The following is a 19,000-nucleotide window of genomic DNA, read 5'->3' on the forward strand; positions in this document are numbered from 1 at the left end:
ATTCTATAAAGAGGATAAACTGATATTAATCCGTATTCTTACTTTCTGTTAAAACTACACTTACGATTTCGAATTGTTTTGAGCCCATCATTTTTATACCTTAATTCTTTAGCAGACAATAATTAGAATGAAAGAGGTTATTTATGTGCTCAAACTATGAATTCCCCTCAAAAAAACGTCTTTCCTTATTAGATATTCATGAAGATCAACTCGAACTGGAAATGAAAACTCATGTTTATCCTTTAGCGCCGGCCCCAATCATTATGCGCGGTGCTGACGAGTTTGAGCTGGATATCGCACGTTTCGGACTGATTCCAGCTTGGGCGAAAGAATTGAAATATGGCCGGCATACTTATAATGCACGGACTGAAACAGTCGCATCCAAACCGAGTTTTCGACATGCTTGGAAAAACAACAAGTTTGCTTTAGTACCGGTCGATACATTCTATGAACCTAAATATATAGACGGTAAACCGCACTGGTTTGGTATTTCACGTGAAGATGGCAATCCTTTTACCGTGGCGGCGATTTATGATGACACACACATTGATGGTGAGAAAATAAGATCATTTTCGATGCTGACCATAAATTCAGATCAACATCCCTTTATGAAACAGTTTCATGACCCGAATGACGAAAAACGCTCGATCATTGTGATTCCGGAAGAAGCACGACATGACTGGTTGGACTGCGATCATGAACAAGCCCATGAATTTTTCTTTGAAATGAAAGATGAGTTTATTGCAAAGCCTAGAGATCAACGTTTATCGGGAAACTAAAAAGCCCTAAATCAAGTTAGGGCTTCGTCCATGTGAAAAAGCTATTTTTGCTCTCTCAATGGATTTTCGGGTTCTACATTGGGTTTTTTCTCTGGTTTGACATGCTTATAAGATGCCTGATTACCTTTATCGTCATTCGATTCTTTATGTGGATTTGATTCTTGCTCTTGCTCTGGCTTATTTGTCATATACATCTCCTTCATATATCTATTAAGAGATAAATATGACATCTGCTGCTAAACATCAATGTTATTTATGTTGCACATTCAGTTTTCTAAAGAGACAAACTTTCCTTGAAGTGCTCTTTTAAATTTCACAATTCTTGTCGTTCATCTCAGCAAAATTTTTAGAATGATTGGCCTTAATCAGTCAATCCCGACCATCTAATGCAGTTTCAGCCAGTAGCCTCTTTTGAATTGCTTCAAGAATTCGAGCGTAGACGATCGCATGCTTATATTTTATTATTTCTCTATCTCAGTGCTAATCTTCTAAAAATTTATTAAAATGTAATCCTATTGAAATAATTCTCTTATAAAGTATTCCTTGTGAGAAATTTTGCTTAGATCCAAAAATTTCATCAGTAAAGAAAAACCCCGCCAACTGATGATTGAACGGGGATTGATCTTCATTGATACGTCTGGTGATTTGGCACATTATTCAATATTTTTCAAGCAATCACGACACTGTTTGACCTCATCATGGTCACAAGTATAGTTAATTTCAGTCGCACCATGAAGACCAAATAAACAAAATATAAATTGCATCATGTTTTTCTCCTGAGTGTAAAAGGCTCGATCCAAGATCAAGCTTTATTGCTTTAAATATAGAATGATTCAATACAAACTGATTGAATCAGTGATCAAGAACAACTTCAGTATTCAGCTCTGTTTAGCCTTTCAATAAAATTGAAGCTTTTAGGGCTAAGTTCGTACAGGCTCTTCAGCTTGAGTCGTCTGGTCTTTCTTACAATGATCACTTTTACAATGCTTGCTGCTCATCATCTGACACATTTTCTCTTTGCAAGATTTAAAACAACAGCCGACCATCACGCCCATGCCAAATGCGCATATACATCTCATCATAGCTTTGTCCTGTCTTTTCGTGAAAAGAGATATATAAATAACATCTATTCATGTATCTCTCCTGAGGGAATTTTCAGGCTTTATGTTGTGTATGAAAACTTATGTGAAAGAGAATGAGCAAAAAATACAATCAGCAAAGAAAAAACAAGATTTAATATGGAAAAGAAAAAGCCTGTTTAACTCTCCTAAATTAAACAGGCCTTATAATGTGCTGATTTTTAATTATTTTCATTAAGTTCTTAGAATGACGCCAAGATATCACTAGCCATGCAGCCAATCTGTGTAGGATATATAGATGCAATGTTTCAAAATATCAAAAAACCATTACTTTTGTTAATTAAATGACTGTAATTTATCCAAAAATCTTTTTAATGAGCAAATAAGACTATTAAACAACCAAAACCCAAGAAGAATTGCTAAACCTATAAATGAGAATGGGTTAATTCAGATTTTTAGGAGAAAATTCCTTATTTCAGTCAATATCAGATATTATGAATGTTCAATGTTTCATAAAGTTTATAGATCACTGCTTTCTTTTTAGTCATTTCTCTCTATAATTTTTCATATGAGCAATAACAATATTTTGGCAGCATGAAAAATCGCATACTAATTACTTTATTGATGAGTCTGGCAATAAGCGGCTGCCAAAAACAGCAAGCAGAGAGTTCAGCCGAGGCTGATGCAAATATTAAAGCGCAGTTTGAACAGTCAGATAATCAACTCAGTACTTATCTGGACCAACTCGACTCTTCAACAATTAGTCTGGAAGAAAGAATACACATCCTGTGTGAACAATATCCTAAAGAATATAAAAACAACTACATGCCTGCTCTGCTAAAACTTGCACCCAAAGAATATACAGAAAAAGAGTTGCTTACAGACCTAGACAATGCCTTAAATTTCTACAAGCTAAAAGCCAATATTCAGTGTTGATCTATGTTCAGTTTAATTGTGAAATGAAATTTATAAAAAAACCGCCTGATTCAGGCGGTTTTTTTATAAAGAGCGTAAATCTTAAACAGAATTAACGCTGTGGTTTTCACTGATCTTGTTGATTACGTGAACGTTGTTGCTGTTGGTTACTGTTTTGCTGTGGCTGTTGTTGCTGTTGGCCTTGCTGGTTTTGTTGCTGATTGCGCTGCGGCTGCTGTTGTTGTTGCTGGTTGTTTTGGCCCTGCGGCTGTTGTTGTTGCTGGTTACTTTGTTGCTGATTTGGGTTTTGCTGGTTGTTTTGTTGACGCTGCTGATCTTGATTGCGTTGTTGATTTTGCTGTTGCTGTTTCTGTTGGTCTTGCTGTTGATTATTAGCCATGGTGGTATTCCTTACTATTTGCTTTAAATTAAAAGCCGATAGGTTTCGACTTAATATCCACTCTACGCATTTTTCAGATTTCGCCAACCTTTAACCTGTTACAGATTAATTCAATGTAAAAAATAGTAAGATAAGTACTTGAAGTGGAGATTAATGCGCAACATAAATTACCTGATATAATGCAATAGAAACATAATGAAAGATTTTATAGGGCAAAAAATTATTATCCAATAAAAGGAATAACTTAAGTCCTATTTCATATATATATAAATTCAATAAAATTTAAAAAGCGTTATTAAATAGAAACACTCAGCCCCTATATTTTTGATATTTATTGATATATAAAAATCAATCTAAATCTTCTATATTTTTAAAAGATTAAATAAAATATTAAAAATCCAATTCTTTTTGAATATTCTTAACTGTGAGGAAATACGATACTTAACATGACCTCACCAATAACACTTAAACTGTTTCGAATTTATCTTGACTTTAATTCAAATAGTTTTAGCTATTAATCTGGTATTAACTTAGGTAAAATCATTGTTTTTAATTATATTTATTAATCTATTTATAACTAAGAAGCCCCTTTAAAAGAGGCTTCTTAAATTCAGTTCTTATTAGATATTGACTACTTTCACAATAATCGTTTGAGTATCTTCCTGCTCTTCGGCCAGATGCAAACGTTTAAGCTCTTTGCTTTTTACTTTGAACTGCAAGTTCTGATAAGAAATTGTGCTTGGTATCTGATCAAAATATTGACCATCAGCGTCAATTTCTTCCTGAAATAATGGTGTACCCAATTGATAGTCAAGACTTTTTAAGACTACATATTTTACTGTGGTTTTCATTCCAACACCCTACTTTCACTAAGCACTTTATTTTCATTTTTACCACTGTTCCGCCTGAGAAGAAACCTCTATTTTTGAAAATAGCCCAAGCTTTAACCACTCAGATTTTATGATTAGATCAACATGAAATTACACTAATCCATGAAAAAAATTTTAACTTTCATAAAAATATAAATATACTTGGAGTTAATCGACAGAAAAAATCTGTCCAAATTGATCTAAAATCACTCCCACAAAGAAAATATAGAGACTATGATAAAAACCTGTTGCGGCTTACTGGAAGAGAAAAACATAAAAATTGCCTTTATCGAAAGCGCAAGTTCTGGATATCTCAGTAGCCAGTTCTCCATCTGTAAAGGAGAAGGTGCCGAAATTTTGATTGGTGGTTTGATCTGCTACGATGTAAGTGTCAAGACTTCAGTATTGGGCATTTCCAAGACTCTGATCAATAGTCATACTGCGGAGTCTATGCCGGTGACGGTTGCTCTGGCGAAAGCAGGTAAAAAAATGTTCCGTGATGCTGACTGGATTATCGCCTGTACAGGGTTGCTTAAACCAGGTGGTAGCGCGACACCAGAGAAACCGGAAGGAACATTTTTTGTGGCCATTAATGATGGCACGCAAATCCATCAGTTCCAGTATTATCTCAAAGGCTCGCCCCTTGAACGTCTCAACAAACTGTCCGCTGTGGTTGCACATGACATGATCAATCTACTGAATAATAGCTATAGCTAAGCTTTCAAAGTTACTGTGTAGCCTGAATAAGCTTCATTATTTCTACCGTATTTTAAGATAGATTGGCATGATCAGATGCCAATCTATTTTTTTGAGGGTGGAATGACCATGAATATTAAAACCGCACTGCTTCTGCTCCCTCTCGGCTTGCCCACTCTGGCTTTCGCTACCGTAGGCGGTCCACAAAATATTGAAGTTCTAGGCTATGAAGTCAAAGAACAGAAGCTTTATATCATGCGTCATTATCTTGATGGTCGTGGACGCTTGCCTCAACTGTATTATTATAATTTTAAATCCCAAAAACCAAATCAACTGGTTCAGGTCAATTCCTTATATATCAATCCTAAAACCAAGCGCATCGATTATGATCAAGACAGTCGCAAGTTTGACCAGGACATTGCCAAAATCAAAAAACGTTTAGTTCCATTAAATCCAATTCAAAAATCAAAGCCACAGCTTAAGGTTTTAAAGACAACGAAAGGTAGCGCTCCTGCCTGGCATGATCCTCAGGAAAAAGTGCCAAAATGGACCTATCAATATCAAGTGAAATCTGGCTCACAAAAAAGTCCGGTTCAGCAAGCAGTCAGTTATCAGCAAGGCTTGAAAATTAGCCAAGCCTATAAAGTTCCGCGACAGAATAAGACCCTGATAATAGTAAAGTATCTGGGTATTCCTTTTGAAACAGGTTATAGCATTGAAGATCCGGCACTGTTAAGCCGATAACAGAATTCACTAAAAAATAAGGTCTCAATTGAGACCTTATTTTTTATTCTAGGAGCTTTACAAATCAAGCCGCTGTAGAACGCTCAGCGATTGGCACTACTTTACGCAGTTCTGGCCCGGTATAGTCTGCGCTTGGACGGATAATACGGTTGTCTGCACGCTGTTCCATCACATGCGCTGCCCAACCTGTCACACGTGACATGACAAAAATTGGGGTAAACAATTTGGTTGGAATACCCATGAAATGATAAGCCGAAGCATGGAAGAAATCCGCATTACAGAATAATTTCTTCTCACGCCACATGACTTCCTCGCAGCGCACTGAGACCGGATAAAGTACCGTATCACCGACATCTTTGGCTAATCGTTCAGACCAGACTTTGATGATGCCATTACGCGGATCATTGTCCTTATAGATCGCATGACCGAAGCCCATGATTTTTTCTTTACGTTCCAGCATGCCCAGCATTTCACGCTCAGCTTCTTCAGGCGACGTCCAGTTTTCAATCATATCCATCGCAGCTTCATTAGCACCACCATGTAGAGGACCACGCAAGGAACCGATTGCACCGGTAATACAGGAATGCATATCGGACAATGTTGATGCACACACACGAGCGGTAAAGGTTGAAGCGTTGAACTCATGCTCTGCATACAGAATCAAGGAAACATTCATCACCTGTTCATGTAGCTCATTTGGTTTTTCACCATGCAGAAGATGCAGGAACTGCGCACCGATTGAATCATCATCGGTATTTTCTTCAATACGCACGCCGTCATGACTATAACGATACCAGTAGCAAATAATGGCTGGTAAAGTCGCAAGAATACGGTCTGCAATATCCTGTTGCTGATCAAAAGACAGTTCAGTTTCCAGATTACCCAGCATGGAAACGCCAGTACGCATCACATCCATCGGATGAGAATCGACAGGAATACGCTCAAGGACTTCTTTTAGTGCCTGAGGTAAAGTGCGCAAGGATTTCAGTTTAGCTTTGTAGGCAGCCAATTGCTCTGAAGTCGGCAACTCGCCAAAGAAAATCAGGTAAGCGACTTCTTCAAACTGACAATGTTCAGCCAGATCCTGTACGTCATAGCCGCGATAGGTCAGACCTGCGCCACTTTTGCCTACTGTTGAAAGTGAGGTTTTACCTGCCACTTGTCCACGCAATCCTGCGCCAGTGAGTACTTTTCCTTCAGCCATTTTTTTAATTCTCCTGTTTAAACAGTTTATCTAATGTGTCTTCGAAGCTGTGATAATCTAAAAATTCGTAGAGTTCTTTTCGTTGTTGCATGATATCCAGCACATTTACCTGAGTACCATGTTCGCGTACCGAACGCATCACTTCAAGTGCGGCTTTTTGCATTGCACGTGTCGCTGATAATGGATACAGCACCATGCCAATGCCCTGCTCAGCCAGTTCATCTACCGTATAATACGGCGTATCACCAAATTCGGTAATATTCGCCAAGACTGGCACACCGACCGCATCACACACTGTACGATACATGGTGATATCGGTCATCGCCTCAGCAAAGATCGCATCTGCGCCCGCTTCAACGCACGCACAAGCACGATCAATTACTGCTTGTATGCCTTCTTTTTGCAGCGCATCAGTACGCGCCATCACCACAAAGTTTGAATCGGTTTTCGCATCTACAGCAGCTTTGATACGATCGACCATTTCCTGTTGCGATACGATTTCTTTATTTGGACGATGACCACAACGCTTCTGTGCCACCTGATCTTCAATATGAACCGCAGCGGCTCCTGCTGCAATCATCTGTTTGATCGTACGAGCAATATTTAATGCACCGCCCCAACCGGTATCAATATCAACCAGTAAAGGTGTATCAACACGTTCAGTGATCCGGCGTACATCTTCAAGAACATTATCTAGGCTGGTCATGCCCAGATCAGGCAAACCATAAGAATAATTCGCGACACCCGCACCTGATAAATAAATGGCTTTATAACCGACCTGTTTGGCCATCATGGCAGCATAGGCATTTACCGTGCCCATAATTTGCAATGGTTTCTCGACTTCAAGTGCTTGTCTAAATCTTAAACCTGCAGACATTTGTTCTGTCATCTTCCTTTTCCACAGTATTGGCTATAATTATTGAAATTCGAGTATACTCATTTGGCTTGCTCATTCCACAACCTGATAGAACAAATACTCTAAAACTTTAGTCAAATTTTTAAGTTTTGCTTTACCTAATCCGGCAAATACCGCGCTTATCCGGCGCAATTATGAAATATGTGCATATATTTGCTATGATGGCGTTTCAATCTCTATTGACATCTTGATGTACTATCTCCTATGCACGACCTTGCCCTAGAACCGCTCGCCAAAGATCTGCCACAGACCAAACGTGGTCATGAGCGCTGTATTGCACTGCTGGTCAGTGCAACCGAGCTATTTCTGGAACGGGGTTATGACGCTGTGTCTCTGGATGATATCGTCCAGCATGCCGGCGGTTCTAAGGCCTCTATTTATAAGTACTTTGGCAATAAAGAGGGCTTGTTTAAAGCAATCTGCGATTATCGTCGTATCAAGTTTTTTGAAGATATCAGTATTCCCATCGAACTGATGGCACTGGATTTTCATAGTTATCTGGTACATACGCTGCTCAATTTTTATCACCAGATCATGCAACCGGAAAACTCGGCCTTTATGCGTCTGGTCCTGGAACAAAGCCAGCGCAATCCGGAACTTGCCCAGCATATTCATGAGCGAGGCCCAGTGCATGTGCAAAGTGCCATTGCAACGGCTTTAGAACAGGCAGATGCGCAAGGTTTATTGCATTGCGAAAATCCGCAATATTCGGCACAACTGTATTTTGGTATTTTGCGCAATCTGGAATGGCGTATTCTGATGGGAATTCCGGTACAGGAAGATAATCAGGAAATCGACAAATACATCAGTTATTGTGTGGATCGCTTTTTAGACGGTCATCAAAAAGTCTAGTTTTTTTGCATTTTTGATTGCTTATAGTATATTAGCCGATTCCGTATTTTTTCTTAAACTAACCAACAACTGATTGTTGCTCGAGTTTTTCGGCAATTATTGTGGAGTAACGAATGGCTCTCCGTCACTTTCTCACCTTACGCGATTTATCAACTTTAGAACTTAACCAGATTTTGCAACGCGCAATTGAGCTTAAGCGCAAACAGCATAACAATGAAGTGTTCCAACCATTTGTTGGTAAAGTGATGGGCATGATTTTTGAGAAATCGAGTACCCGTACGCGTGTTTCGTTTGAAGCTGGTATGAGCCAATTTGGTGGTAGCGCGATTTTCCTGTCTTCACGCGATACCCAGTTAGGTCGTGGTGAACCGATTGAAGATTCTGCACGTGTAATTTCAAGCATGCTGGATATCGTGATGATCCGTACTTTCGGCCATGATATCGTGGAGCGTTTTGCATCTTATTCAAATGTTCCAGTGATTAATGCGTTGACTGATGACCACCACCCTTGCCAGTTACTTGCTGACATGCAGACCTATGTCGAGCGACGTGGCTCAATCGAAGGTAGAACTGTTGCCTGGATTGGTGATGGCAACAATATGTGTAACTCTTATATTGAAGCTGCACATATGTGGGGCTTTAATCTGAAAATTGCAGCGCCAAAAGGCTATGAGCCACAAGAAAAATTCCTGTCTGAATTTGCGCATTGTGTGGAACTGGTTCCTTCCGCTGAAGATGCAGCGGTGAATGCTGACCTGATCGTGACTGACGTTTGGGCAAGCATGGGCCAGGAAGAAGAACAGAAAATCCGTGAAAAAGCCTTTGCAGATTATCAGGTGAATGAACGCCTGATGGATCTCGCACATCCGGATTGCTTGTTTATGCACTGCTTGCCTGCGCATCGTGGCGAAGAAATTTCAGAAAATCTGCTTGACCATAAAAATGCTGTGGTTTGGGATGAAGCTGAAAATCGCTTGCACGCGCAAAAAGCTTTGGTTGAATTCCTGATTAATGAAAATCTGAAAAAAGACTAATTTTTTAAGATGAATCTTCACAAATTAAGCACCAATCTCTGGTGCTTTTTTTGTCTCAGCTCTTATAATCATTGTTGAAATGGAATAAAAAGTGATTTTATACAATGCAAAAAAAATATTGGGCTTTGGCACTCTTGACAGGTTTTAGCAGTGTCGCCTTACCGGTGCATGCTTCTGAATTTGACCAATATCTTCAAGAAAAAAATATTATTGACAGCAAATTTAAAATTCAGAAAAAAGCTGAACTGAATGAATTACTCACAGTACTTAGTGCAGAAGATTCTAGAACCTTGCCGTTACAAATTGACCAGAATACGATTATTGAACAATTACAGTTAAGTGCCAACAAAACCACACTGAAAGGCATGATCATCACGCCCGATTTTAGCCAGTTTGAAAAAGACCTAGGGCGCAAAGAAGTAATGAAAGTCATTCGCAATAATCTGCTCAATAATTGTGAAATTTTCTTTGAACATCGGTACCAGATTGAGAACCCTTACAAGGTTGAACTCAGCCTGAACTCGCAGACACAAACCTATAAGACTGATATTTCCCAGAAAGATTGCAAATTAAAATAATCTAAACACATAAGACATTTATTTCGATTCAGGATTCAAGAATCCAGAAAACAAAAGGTAGCCACAGCTACCTTTTTTGATGAGGTTTACTGTTATATCCTGCTAACGCACCAAGCCTTGCGGCTGCAAAATAATAATCAACGCGCCCAGTATTAGCACCATGCCACCAAGCAGATCCCAACGTGACAGTGTGACTTGATCAACGAAGCGCAACCACATTAGTGCTGAAAAAATATAGATACCGCCATAAGCGGCATAGATCCGTCCTGAAGCAGCTGGATGCAAGGTTAACAGCCAGACAAAAGCCGCCAAAGCCAGAGCTGTCGGAATCCATAACCATTGGCTTCTCCCCTGATTTAAAATCAGATAGGGAAAATAACAGCCTAAGATTTCCATCAATGCCGTGACTAAAAACAGTAAAAATGTCGTGAACAGCTTGGTAACTTGAATATCCATAATTTATTTATTGAACTGTATGAAGGAATTTAATGATTTAAAACATGAACACATGAAAAAACCCGTGCAAGCACGGGTTTGATCCTTCTTATTAATTAGGCTGGTTCAGCAGTCTGATCTTCAAAAACTTCAAGCTTTAAACCAACCGCTTTACCATTTTCTTTTTTCACCGATACTGCAACATTGCCGCCATTTTCAGCCAGTTCACCAAATAGGATCATCTCAGCCAGCGGTTTTTTCAGGTGTTCCTGAATCAAACGTTGCATTGGACGTGCGCCCATTAAACGGTCATAGCCATGTTCTGACATCCATTCACGTGCGCTTTGATCCACTTCCAGCATGACTTTTTTGTCATCCAGTTGTGCTTGCAGTTCCGTCAGGAATTTATCCACGACATTTTCAATGATGCTGCTTGGCAATGCCTTGAACTGAATCACGCCGTCGAGACGGTTACGGAATTCTGGCGAGAAAGCTTTCTTCATCGCTTCCTGATTATCGTTGCTATTGTCTTGTTCCATAAAACCAATGCTGACACGCGAAATACTTTCCGCACCAATATTGGTAGTTAGTACCAAGACCACGTTACGGAAATCAGATTTACGCCCGTTGTTATCAGTCAATGAACCATGATCCATAATCTGCAATAACAGGTTAAACACATCTGGATGCGCTTTTTCGATCTCATCGAGCAATAGCACACAATGCGGATTTTTGTGAATCGCATCGGTGAGCAAGCCACCTTGATCAAAACCGACATAGCCCGGAGGTGCACCGATCAGACGAGACACTGCATGGCGTTCCATGTACTCAGACATATCAAAACGAACCAGTTCCACACCCATCTGTTTCGCAAGCTGCTTGGTCACTTCGGTTTTACCAACACCCGTTGGACCTGCAAAGACAAAACTACCTACAGGCTTATCTGGAGATTTCAAACCGGCACGTGACAGTTTAATTGCAGATGCCAAGGCCTCAATCGCTTCATCCTGTCCAAAGACCACGCGTTTCAGATCACGCTCAAGATTTTCCAGCACGCTCTTGTCATCTTTGGAGACAGTTTTTGGTGGAATACGTGCAATTTTGGAAACGATGTCTTCAATATTTTCTACAGTGATCAAACTGTCATCTTGTTCTGCTTTGAGACGGCGCTGAGCACCGGCTTCATCAATGACATCAATCGCCTTATCTGGCAAGAAACGGTCGTTAATAAATTTCGCAGAAAGTTCTACTGCGGATACCAAAGCCTGATCATCATATTCCACATGATGGAAATCTTCAAATTTCGATTTCAGACCACGTAGGATATCAATAGTTTCAGAAATAGATGGCTCATTCACATCAATTTTCTGGAAACGGCGCGATAAAGCATGGTCTTTCTCAAAGACCTGGCGGTATTCCTGGAAAGTAGTTGAACCGATGCAGCGTAAAGTACCATTGGCTAAAGCCGGCTTGATCAGATTCGATGCATCCATGGTGCTGCCCATACTTGAGCCTGCACCAATAATCATGTGAATTTCATCAATAAACAGCACTGCTTCAGGTTTCTTTTTCAGCGCATTTAAAAGCTGTTTCAAGCGTTTTTCAAAATCACCACGGTATTTGGTTCCTGCCACCAAAGCACCGATATCCAGACTGAAAATTTCAGCATTTTCCAGTGGTTTTGGCGCTTTACCATTGACGATCAGCCAAGCCAGACCTTCAGCAATCGAGGTTTTACCTACCCCTGGATCACCGACAAGGAGTGGGTTATTTTTACGACGGCGGCAAAGAATTTGCGCTGCACGCTCGATTTCTTTTTCACGACCAATCAGCGGATCTGTCTTGCCTTTTTGTGCTTCAACATTCAGGTTAGTGGTATAAAGCTCAAGCGGACCTGAACTCGCTGAAGATACTGACTCACCATCCAGGTCTTCAATTTCTTCTTCAGATTGTACATCTTCTTTACGCGTACCATGAGACAGGTATTGAGTCAGGGTCAGACGGTTAATTTGATGACGTTTAAGCAGATAGACTGCAAAGGAGTCACGCTCAGAATACATGGCAACCAGAATATCAGCACCTTCTACAGTACGATCGCCGCCACTTGACTGCACGTGAAAAATCGCGCGTTGCAAGATCCGGTCAAAGCTTTCTGTTGGGTGTGGTGCCTGATCACTATTTTCACCAAATTTAGGGGTATGTTGTTCTACGTACTCTTCTAATTCCTTACGCAACACGATGATGTCCGCACCACATGCTTTCAGAGCATTCACGGCAGAATCATTGTCGAGCAAGGCTAATAATAAATGTTCTACGGTCAGGAACTCATGTCTCTTTTGACGAGCCATGCTGACAGCCAAACGTAGTGATACTTCTAATTGACGACTGAGCATGTAACCCCCTTAATCTTTAGGCTCTATTTGGCAAAGTAACGGATGACCTTGTGATCGAGCATAATTATTGACTTGGTTCGCTTTGGTCTCCGCAATGTCTCGAGGATAGACCCCAGCTACACCCTTTCCTTCATAATGTACAGTTAGCATTACTTGTGTAGCTTGGTCAAGATTCATTGCAAAGTATTGTTGTAAAATTTCAATTACAAACTCCATCGGCGTATAGTCGTCATTTAATAAAACAACGGCATACAACGGTGGACGTTTCAGTTCTGGCGGTGCAGTCTGTACAGCTAAGTCAGAATCACCATCTTCAGAGGGTTCATTTGCTAAACGTGGGCTGATATGCCAATCAACGATTCCAGACTCATTAAAAGAATTTTTAATATCACTTAAACACATTTGACGTTTATTGCTTGGCATAAGATTTATATTTCACACTTAATTTGCATTTGCTTCGGTTTTCGGAATTTCTGACAAGGTGGCAGACTGATTTTCTACTGCTTTGCCCTGTTCCCAACTAAAACGACGAATCACAGGTTTGGCTCCGGTGAGACGCACTTCAATAAATTCTGGCTTAAAGCCTTTCGGCATGGTCCAGCGACCAGTGAGTCGCTCATAGTTTTCGAAATTAAAGTTTTTATCTTCCAGTGGCACCACCAGAATTTCAGTACCTTTAATCAGCCGCAGTTCCACGGCACCTGAAGCACGGCTTTTGCCAGGACTGACCTGAACCAGATCAATCTGATATTCAAAGGCATTTTCAGGTAATGGTTTAATCGACAGGTTTTGAACCGCCAATGCCAGACCACCACGCTGACGCAAAATCTCGCGATAAATGGTTCCCACACTTTCGGCCTGCACCTGTTCATCACGTGCCTTGGTCATGGCCAGATACAGATCATTAGCATTGCTAACAGCTAGATCACGCTCCTGAACCGCAGTATTCAGTGTCTTGTTCAATTTTTCCAAGCTGGCTTTTTGAGTCTGTACCACATCGACCAGTTGCTCTGCATCTGCATCATAACCCGCCGCAGTCAAACCCTGACGATGTCCTACGGTATATCCGAGTACACCACTGCTTAAGATCAATACAGCCGCACCAATCGCCAAGGGCGTATTGCCTTTCATGAATGGTTTCTTAGTACCGGGTTCCTGAGGAAGCGTCGTATTTGACTCGTTATTCGGCATTTTGATCTCTTGTTTGCTTTAATCAAGACACACATTTAAATGCAAATCTAAATGTGTGTGAAGTTCTAATACGTTTTTTATGGTAATAAACCAATATTATTTAAGCCAGCGTCTTCAGCAAAACCAAACATCAGGTTCATGTTTTGCACAGCCTGACCTGCTGCGCCTTTTACCAGATTGTCTTGTGCAACTAGGATCACCAGTTTCGTTGGCTGTGGCTTATACAAAGCAATACGCAACTGATTTGCTCCACGTACTGAACGGGTTTCAGGTGAACTACCCGCTGGCATGACATCGACAAAGGCTTCATTGGCATAGAACTGCTCATATAGCGCTTGTAAATCTGCTGCTTGCCCTGCTTCAGTTAAATTGATATAGATGGTCGACAACATACCACGAATCATCGGCACCAAATGCGGTACAAATAAAATATGATCAAACACATTTTTTTGACCTGAAATATTTTCCAGTGCTTCGACAATTTCCGGATGATGACGATGACCTGCTACACCATAGGCTTTAAAGTTATCGGCATTTTCAGAATAAATCATTCCCAGACTGGCTTTACGTCCTGCACCTGATACACCAGATTTGGCATCGATAATAATGCTTTCAGGTTTCACCAATGCTTCAGCCGCTTTTAAAACTGGCGCCAGACCTAACTGAACTGTGGTTGGATAACACCCCGGATTCCCGATGACACTGGCCTTTTTAATTTCTTCACGATTTAGCTCAGATAAACCATAAACAGAATCTTTTAACAGTTCTGGACATGCATGTTGCATGCCATACCATTTTTCAAACTGTTCAAGATCTTGTAAACGAAAATCGGCAGCCAGGTCGATCACTTTGGTATTCGCAGCGACCAGTTCTTCGGCATGTTTCATTGCGACACCATGCGGCGTGGCAAAGAACACCACATCGCATGATTTTAATAAATCCAGACTTAAATCGGAAAACTTAAGATCGGTATGACCGCGCAAGCTCGGGAACATGTCATCTACACGACGACCTGCTTCAGTACGTGATGTCAGTGCTGTTACATTTACATCTGGATGTCGTAGCAAAAGACGCAAAAGTTCAACGCCTGTATAACCCGTACCACCCACAATACCCACTGAAATCACGATGATTACCTCAAATAAATGTTTCCTTTATAAGGCCTAGTATGACAGGAAGTTGAGGTTTTCTAAACCATTTCACTGGGGTTTGCTGGTTTTTTAATTGATCCGCAGGATAAGGCCGATTTTGATAATTAAACTTCTAAGTTGCTTAGGCTATTTTAATGAAATAATCCTAACCTATTAGTTATTGTTTTAGGCACCCCACCAATATGGCAACAGCGTATTTCTCAGTGCTTTACGATGCTGCTGGAAATGCTGATCATGCTTGGCAACTTCTGCCCAAAAGCGTGGACTATGATCAAAATGCTTTGTGTGTGCCAGCTCATGTACCACGACATAACGCGTGACTTCTTCAGGAAATAACACCAGCAGGCTGTTCAACATGATGTCATGCTTGGCTGAACAACTGCCCCACCGGGTTTTAGGTTGTCGAATGTTACAGTTTTTAAAAGGCAAATGACATTGCTGTGAGACGAGATTTAAATATGAAGGAAGCTGTTCTTTTGCGTAGGCAATCACGAAAGCTTTTAAATATTCTTCGGGATGCCGATCGCTAATCCAAAGCTGTAGATCTTCATGATCAAAAATAAAGTTGTTTTTCTGGCTTTGATAAAAAATTTGCACAGGTGCTTTTAGATTGAATAACTGCAGCTCACTCGGTAGCGTCCGGTCAATATTTTCGATTTTTTCTTGCTGGGATTGCCAGGTTTTAATCAGCCAGCTTTCAGATTGTTCAATAAAATGCCGTATCTGTTTTTTGCTGCAAAAAACCGGGGCTGTAAGGCGGATCTGGGTCGCATCGACACGCAAACGTAACCGTGTTGAACGGACATTTCGGGTGATTTGGATTTCAGGTAGGTCGGATAGGGTCATTTTTATTCTTTTGTTGAATCCTCCCCAACCCTCCTTTGTTAAAGGAGGGAGAAAAGCCTTTATTAAAATATGTAATAATGAGCCTTTCTTGCATAAAAGTTAAAGCAGGACTTTAACTTTTACTCAGAGTTTGGGTAGATTTATTTACTAAAAACTCACTTCTTTCATTTTCTACAACCTCTTTTACATTTTCTCCTAGAAGGAGAAAACCTAAGGTATGAAAGAAGTTCGTCAAACCTTAAACCGCAGTACGCTCTTCAATCCCATTATCAGTCGCAACGATTGCGATATCTGCTTTATTAATCGCAAAGATCCCATTACACACCACGCCCGGAATATCATTTAAGGTTTTTTCCAGTTCAAGCGCATTTAGAATATTCAGGTTGTACACATCTAAAATCACGTTACCGTTGTCAGTTACCACACCTTCACGATAAGCAGGATCACCACCTAAAGATACAATTTTACGCGCAACAGCAGAACGCGCCATTGGAATCACTTCTACAGGAAGCGGGAACTCACGACCCAATTGTCCAACCCATTTTGAATCATCCACGATACACACGAATTTTTTTGCAATAGAAGCAACAATCTTTTCACGTGTCAGCGCTGCGCCGCCACCTTTGATCATATGCATATGACGATCAATTTCATCTGCACCATCAACATAAGCATCCAGACCACTGACAGAGTTCATATCCACCACTTCAATGCCGAGCTTTTTCAGGCGCTGTGCAGTTGCTTCTGAACTGGCTACCGCAGCTTCTAATTGCAGCTCAGGTAATAAGTCAATTAAAAAGTTTACAGTACTGCCTGTACCTACGCCTAAAATGCCCCCTTTTGGCAAGTGTTTTAAAGCGGCTTTGGCTGCTGCTTGTTTTTTCTCATCTTGGGTTGCATATAGACTCATGGCTTCACTCAACTATTTTGGACTTTTGCAGCTTTTTTAAACCGCAAAGCCGTGTGGTTTGTTACAATAAGCCCTATTTTAAACTGTTAGATGGAAAATTAACATGCTGTCTCGTTTGGTTCGACAAATTTTACAAGCAACGGTCTACGATGTTGCAATCGAAACTCCACTCGAAGCAGCGCCACGAATTAGCGAACGACTCAATAATAACATCCGCTTTAAACGTGAAGATTTACAACCGGTTTTTTCATTCAAGCTACGCGGCGCCTATAACCGTATTAGTCAATTACCGAAATCACAAATGGAACGTGGCGTTATTACTGCTTCAGCGGGCAACCATGCACAGGGCGTGGCACTCTCAGGGAAAAAGCTGGGTATTCGCGCGATTATTGTGATGCCTAAAACCACACCGGATATCAAGGTACAGGCAGTTAAGCGTCTTGGTGGCGAAGTGGTTTTGCATGGCGATTCATTTGATGTTGCCAATAAATATGCGATTCAACGTGCCCAGGAAGATGGCATGACCTTTATTCCGCCTTATGATGATGAACTGGTGATTGCAGGCCAAGGTACGATTGCCAATGAAATTCTGCGTCAATGGCGTGATGTGGATTACGTGTTTGTCGCAGTTGGCGGTGGTGGCCTGATCGCAGGTGTTGCAGCGTATTTAGGTGATGTCGCACCACACGTTAAAGTCATTCCGGTGGAATACGATGAATCTGCCTGTTTAAAAGCTGCTTTAGAAGCCAATGAGCGTGTGATTCTTCCATCTGTGGGCTTGTTTGCTGATGGGACAGCTGTAGCCCAAATTGGGGAAAAACCTTTTGAGGTGATTCGTCTGCAAAAGTCGGACAATTCAGGCCCTATCGTGGAACCGAATGTGGTGCTAGTGAATACGGATGAAGTCTGTGCAGCGATTAAAGACACTTATGACGAATGCCGTAGCATTGTAGAACCATCTGGTGCGATGGCATTGGCCGGCATCAAAAAGTACGTGGCTGAACATGGCATCGAAGGTAAAAATATGGTGTCGATTGTCTGCGGCGCCAACATGAACTTCGACCGTTTACGTTATATCGCTGAACGTACTGAACTGGGTGAACGCAAAGAAGCAATTTTTGCCGTGACGATTCCAGAACAGAAAGGTTCATTCCTGAGCTTCTGCCGCGCATTACAAGGCCGTAATATCACTGAATTTAACTATCGTGCCAGCGATGCTTCTGCGGCACAGGTCTTTGTCGGTATTAGTCTGAAAAATGGCGAGAAAGAACGTCAGGAAATTTATGAAACCTTAAAATTCCAATATGACGTTGATGATCTGTCTGATGATGAAGTGGCCAAACTGCATATTCGTTATCTGATCGGTGGTCATGCCGATATTGAAAATGAACGCCTGTTCCGCGTGGAATTCCCGGAACGTCCTGGCGCTTTATTGATGTTCCTGGAACGTCTTGGCCCAACCCATAACATTACCCTGTTCCACTACCGTAACCACGGTGCTGCTGAAGGGCGTGTTCTGGTGGGTCTTGAAGCGACCGATGCACAACAGAATCCGGATGGCTTGGTTGAAACTCTCGAAACGATTAACTATCCATATCAGGAAATTACCAATAATCTCGGTTATCAACGCTTCTTGAAGTAATTCTTTCAAATATAAACCGCCTTTCGAGGCGGTTTTTTAGGATAATATTCTATGCAGATTTAAAAGTGCATCATCAATGAAAACCCCAATTATCCGTTAATTTTCAATCTTGTTACAATCAAAAATAATTACAAAAACAGAATCTTAAGATATAAATATCACTTTTATTATTATTTTGCTCACCACTTTATTTGTCTATTTATACGGCTATCCAGCATACAAATTAAATCAAGAAGAAGATCGTGTTCGAATAAGTATGAAAAATATTCCCAGTAATGCAACCGCAAACAACCTCCGCAACATCGCAGGTGTAGAGGCACATTCAGAAATACACAACCAATATCCCAAATTCGTTGTTTATATTTT

Annotated in this window: 20 protein-coding genes; 8 read left to right on the top strand and 12 right to left on the bottom strand. The window is 40.8% G+C overall.

Features of this window, described 5'->3' with window-relative positions; genetic code table 11:
* The first annotated feature begins 143 nt into the window (after positions 1-143).
* Positions 144-779 carry an SOS response-associated peptidase gene (locus WAK81_RS06935; protein ID WP_422196237.1) on the top strand — a complete coding sequence of 212 codons (636 nt, stop codon included), beginning with the start codon at positions 144-146 and terminating at the stop codon, positions 777-779.
* Between the two features lie 41 nt (positions 780-820).
* On the opposite strand, the gene WAK81_RS06940 is transcribed toward WAK81_RS06935, so the two are convergent.
* Positions 821-967 carry a hypothetical protein gene (locus tag WAK81_RS06940; RefSeq protein ID WP_422196238.1) on the bottom strand — a complete coding sequence of 49 codons (147 nt, stop codon included), beginning with the start codon at positions 965-967 and terminating at the stop codon, positions 821-823.
* 1,485 nt (positions 968-2,452) lie between these two features.
* Here WAK81_RS06940 and WAK81_RS06945 point away from each other — a divergent pair.
* Positions 2,453-2,794 (top strand): hypothetical protein, encoded by a 342-nt coding sequence (locus WAK81_RS06945; RefSeq protein ID WP_422196239.1) that lies wholly within the window; start codon positions 2,453-2,455, stop codon positions 2,792-2,794.
* A gap of 106 nt (positions 2,795-2,900) precedes the next feature.
* Here WAK81_RS06945 and WAK81_RS06950 read toward each other — a convergent pair whose 3' ends face one another.
* Together WAK81_RS06950 and WAK81_RS06955 are read right to left on the bottom strand one after the other, a co-directional pair.
* Positions 2,901-3,173 carry a hypothetical protein gene (locus tag WAK81_RS06950; RefSeq protein ID WP_422196240.1) on the bottom strand — a complete coding sequence of 91 codons (273 nt, stop codon included), beginning with the start codon at positions 3,171-3,173 and terminating at the stop codon, positions 2,901-2,903.
* 620 nt (positions 3,174-3,793) lie between these two features.
* Entirely contained in the window at positions 3,794-4,024 is a 231-nt protein-coding gene (locus tag WAK81_RS06955) for a hypothetical protein (protein WP_004280185.1), read from the bottom strand.
* 252 nt (positions 4,025-4,276) lie between these two features.
* Between WAK81_RS06955 and WAK81_RS06960 the strand changes: the two genes are divergently transcribed.
* Both WAK81_RS06960 and WAK81_RS06965 read left to right on the top strand, forming a co-directional pair.
* On the top strand, positions 4,277-4,759 hold the full coding sequence (locus tag WAK81_RS06960) for a CinA family protein (RefSeq protein ID WP_422196241.1): 483 nt from the start codon (positions 4,277-4,279) through the stop codon (positions 4,757-4,759).
* A gap of 102 nt (positions 4,760-4,861) precedes the next feature.
* Positions 4,862-5,482 carry an aminotransferase gene (locus WAK81_RS06965; RefSeq protein WP_422196252.1) on the top strand — a complete coding sequence of 207 codons (621 nt, stop codon included), beginning with the start codon at positions 4,862-4,864 and terminating at the stop codon, positions 5,480-5,482.
* A 64-nt stretch (positions 5,483-5,546) separates the two neighbouring features.
* Here the strand turns inward: WAK81_RS06965 and prpC are convergent, their stop codons facing one another.
* Entirely contained in the window at positions 5,547-6,686 is a 1,140-nt protein-coding gene (gene prpC, locus WAK81_RS06970) for a bifunctional 2-methylcitrate synthase/citrate synthase (protein ID WP_422196242.1), read from the bottom strand.
* A 4-nt stretch (positions 6,687-6,690) separates the two neighbouring features.
* Positions 6,691-7,575: a methylisocitrate lyase gene (gene prpB, locus WAK81_RS06975; protein WP_422196243.1), complete on the bottom strand. Its 885-nt coding sequence runs from the start codon at positions 7,573-7,575 to the stop codon at positions 6,691-6,693.
* A gap of 231 nt (positions 7,576-7,806) precedes the next feature.
* Between prpB and WAK81_RS06980 the strand changes: the two genes are divergently transcribed.
* The 3 genes from WAK81_RS06980 (at position 7,807) to WAK81_RS06990 (ending at position 10,066) form a co-directional block, all read left to right on the top strand.
* Entirely contained in the window at positions 7,807-8,454 is a 648-nt protein-coding gene (locus tag WAK81_RS06980) for a TetR/AcrR family transcriptional regulator (RefSeq protein WP_422196244.1), read from the top strand.
* 113 nt (positions 8,455-8,567) lie between these two features.
* A complete protein-coding gene (gene argF / locus WAK81_RS06985; protein ID WP_422196245.1) occupies positions 8,568-9,488 on the top strand; it encodes an ornithine carbamoyltransferase in 921 nt (306 codons plus the stop codon).
* 104 nt (positions 9,489-9,592) lie between these two features.
* Positions 9,593-10,066, top strand: coding sequence for a hypothetical protein (locus WAK81_RS06990; protein WP_422196246.1), 474 nt, complete (start codon positions 9,593-9,595; stop codon positions 10,064-10,066).
* 102 nt (positions 10,067-10,168) lie between these two features.
* Here the strand turns inward: WAK81_RS06990 and WAK81_RS06995 are convergent, their stop codons facing one another.
* From WAK81_RS06995 to rpiA, 7 genes are all read right to left on the bottom strand, one after another.
* On the bottom strand, positions 10,169-10,522 hold the full coding sequence (locus tag WAK81_RS06995; RefSeq protein ID WP_422196247.1) for a YnfA family protein: 354 nt from the start codon (positions 10,520-10,522) through the stop codon (positions 10,169-10,171).
* 95 nt (positions 10,523-10,617) lie between these two features.
* On the bottom strand, positions 10,618-12,894 hold the full coding sequence (clpA, locus tag WAK81_RS07000) for an ATP-dependent Clp protease ATP-binding subunit ClpA (RefSeq protein ID WP_422196248.1): 2,277 nt from the start codon (positions 12,892-12,894) through the stop codon (positions 10,618-10,620).
* A 9-nt stretch (positions 12,895-12,903) separates the two neighbouring features.
* Complete coding sequence (gene clpS / locus WAK81_RS07005) at positions 12,904-13,317, bottom strand: ATP-dependent Clp protease adapter ClpS (RefSeq protein WP_004279780.1); 414 nt, start codon at positions 13,315-13,317, stop codon at positions 12,904-12,906.
* A gap of 18 nt (positions 13,318-13,335) precedes the next feature.
* A complete protein-coding gene (locus WAK81_RS07010) occupies positions 13,336-14,085 on the bottom strand; it encodes a DUF6776 family protein (protein WP_422196249.1) in 750 nt (249 codons plus the stop codon).
* A gap of 77 nt (positions 14,086-14,162) precedes the next feature.
* On the bottom strand, positions 14,163-15,218 hold the full coding sequence (gene argC, locus WAK81_RS07015) for an N-acetyl-gamma-glutamyl-phosphate reductase (RefSeq protein WP_422196253.1): 1,056 nt from the start codon (positions 15,216-15,218) through the stop codon (positions 14,163-14,165).
* Positions 15,219-15,401: 183 nt separating this feature from the next.
* A complete protein-coding gene (locus WAK81_RS07020) occupies positions 15,402-16,082 on the bottom strand; it encodes a M48 family metallopeptidase (RefSeq protein ID WP_422196250.1) in 681 nt (226 codons plus the stop codon).
* Between the two features lie 238 nt (positions 16,083-16,320).
* Entirely contained in the window at positions 16,321-16,992 is a 672-nt protein-coding gene (gene rpiA, locus WAK81_RS07025) for a ribose-5-phosphate isomerase RpiA (RefSeq protein ID WP_004279784.1), read from the bottom strand.
* Between the two features lie 103 nt (positions 16,993-17,095).
* On the opposite strand from rpiA, the gene ilvA reads away from it, so the two are divergent.
* Positions 17,096-18,634, top strand: coding sequence for a threonine ammonia-lyase, biosynthetic (ilvA, locus tag WAK81_RS07030; protein ID WP_422196251.1), 1,539 nt, complete (start codon positions 17,096-17,098; stop codon positions 18,632-18,634).
* Positions 18,635-19,000: the final 366 nt, after the last annotated feature.

The organism is Acinetobacter sp., from assembly GCF_049284435.1.
In the GTDB taxonomy this organism is placed as follows: domain Bacteria; phylum Pseudomonadota; class Gammaproteobacteria; order Pseudomonadales; family Moraxellaceae; genus Acinetobacter.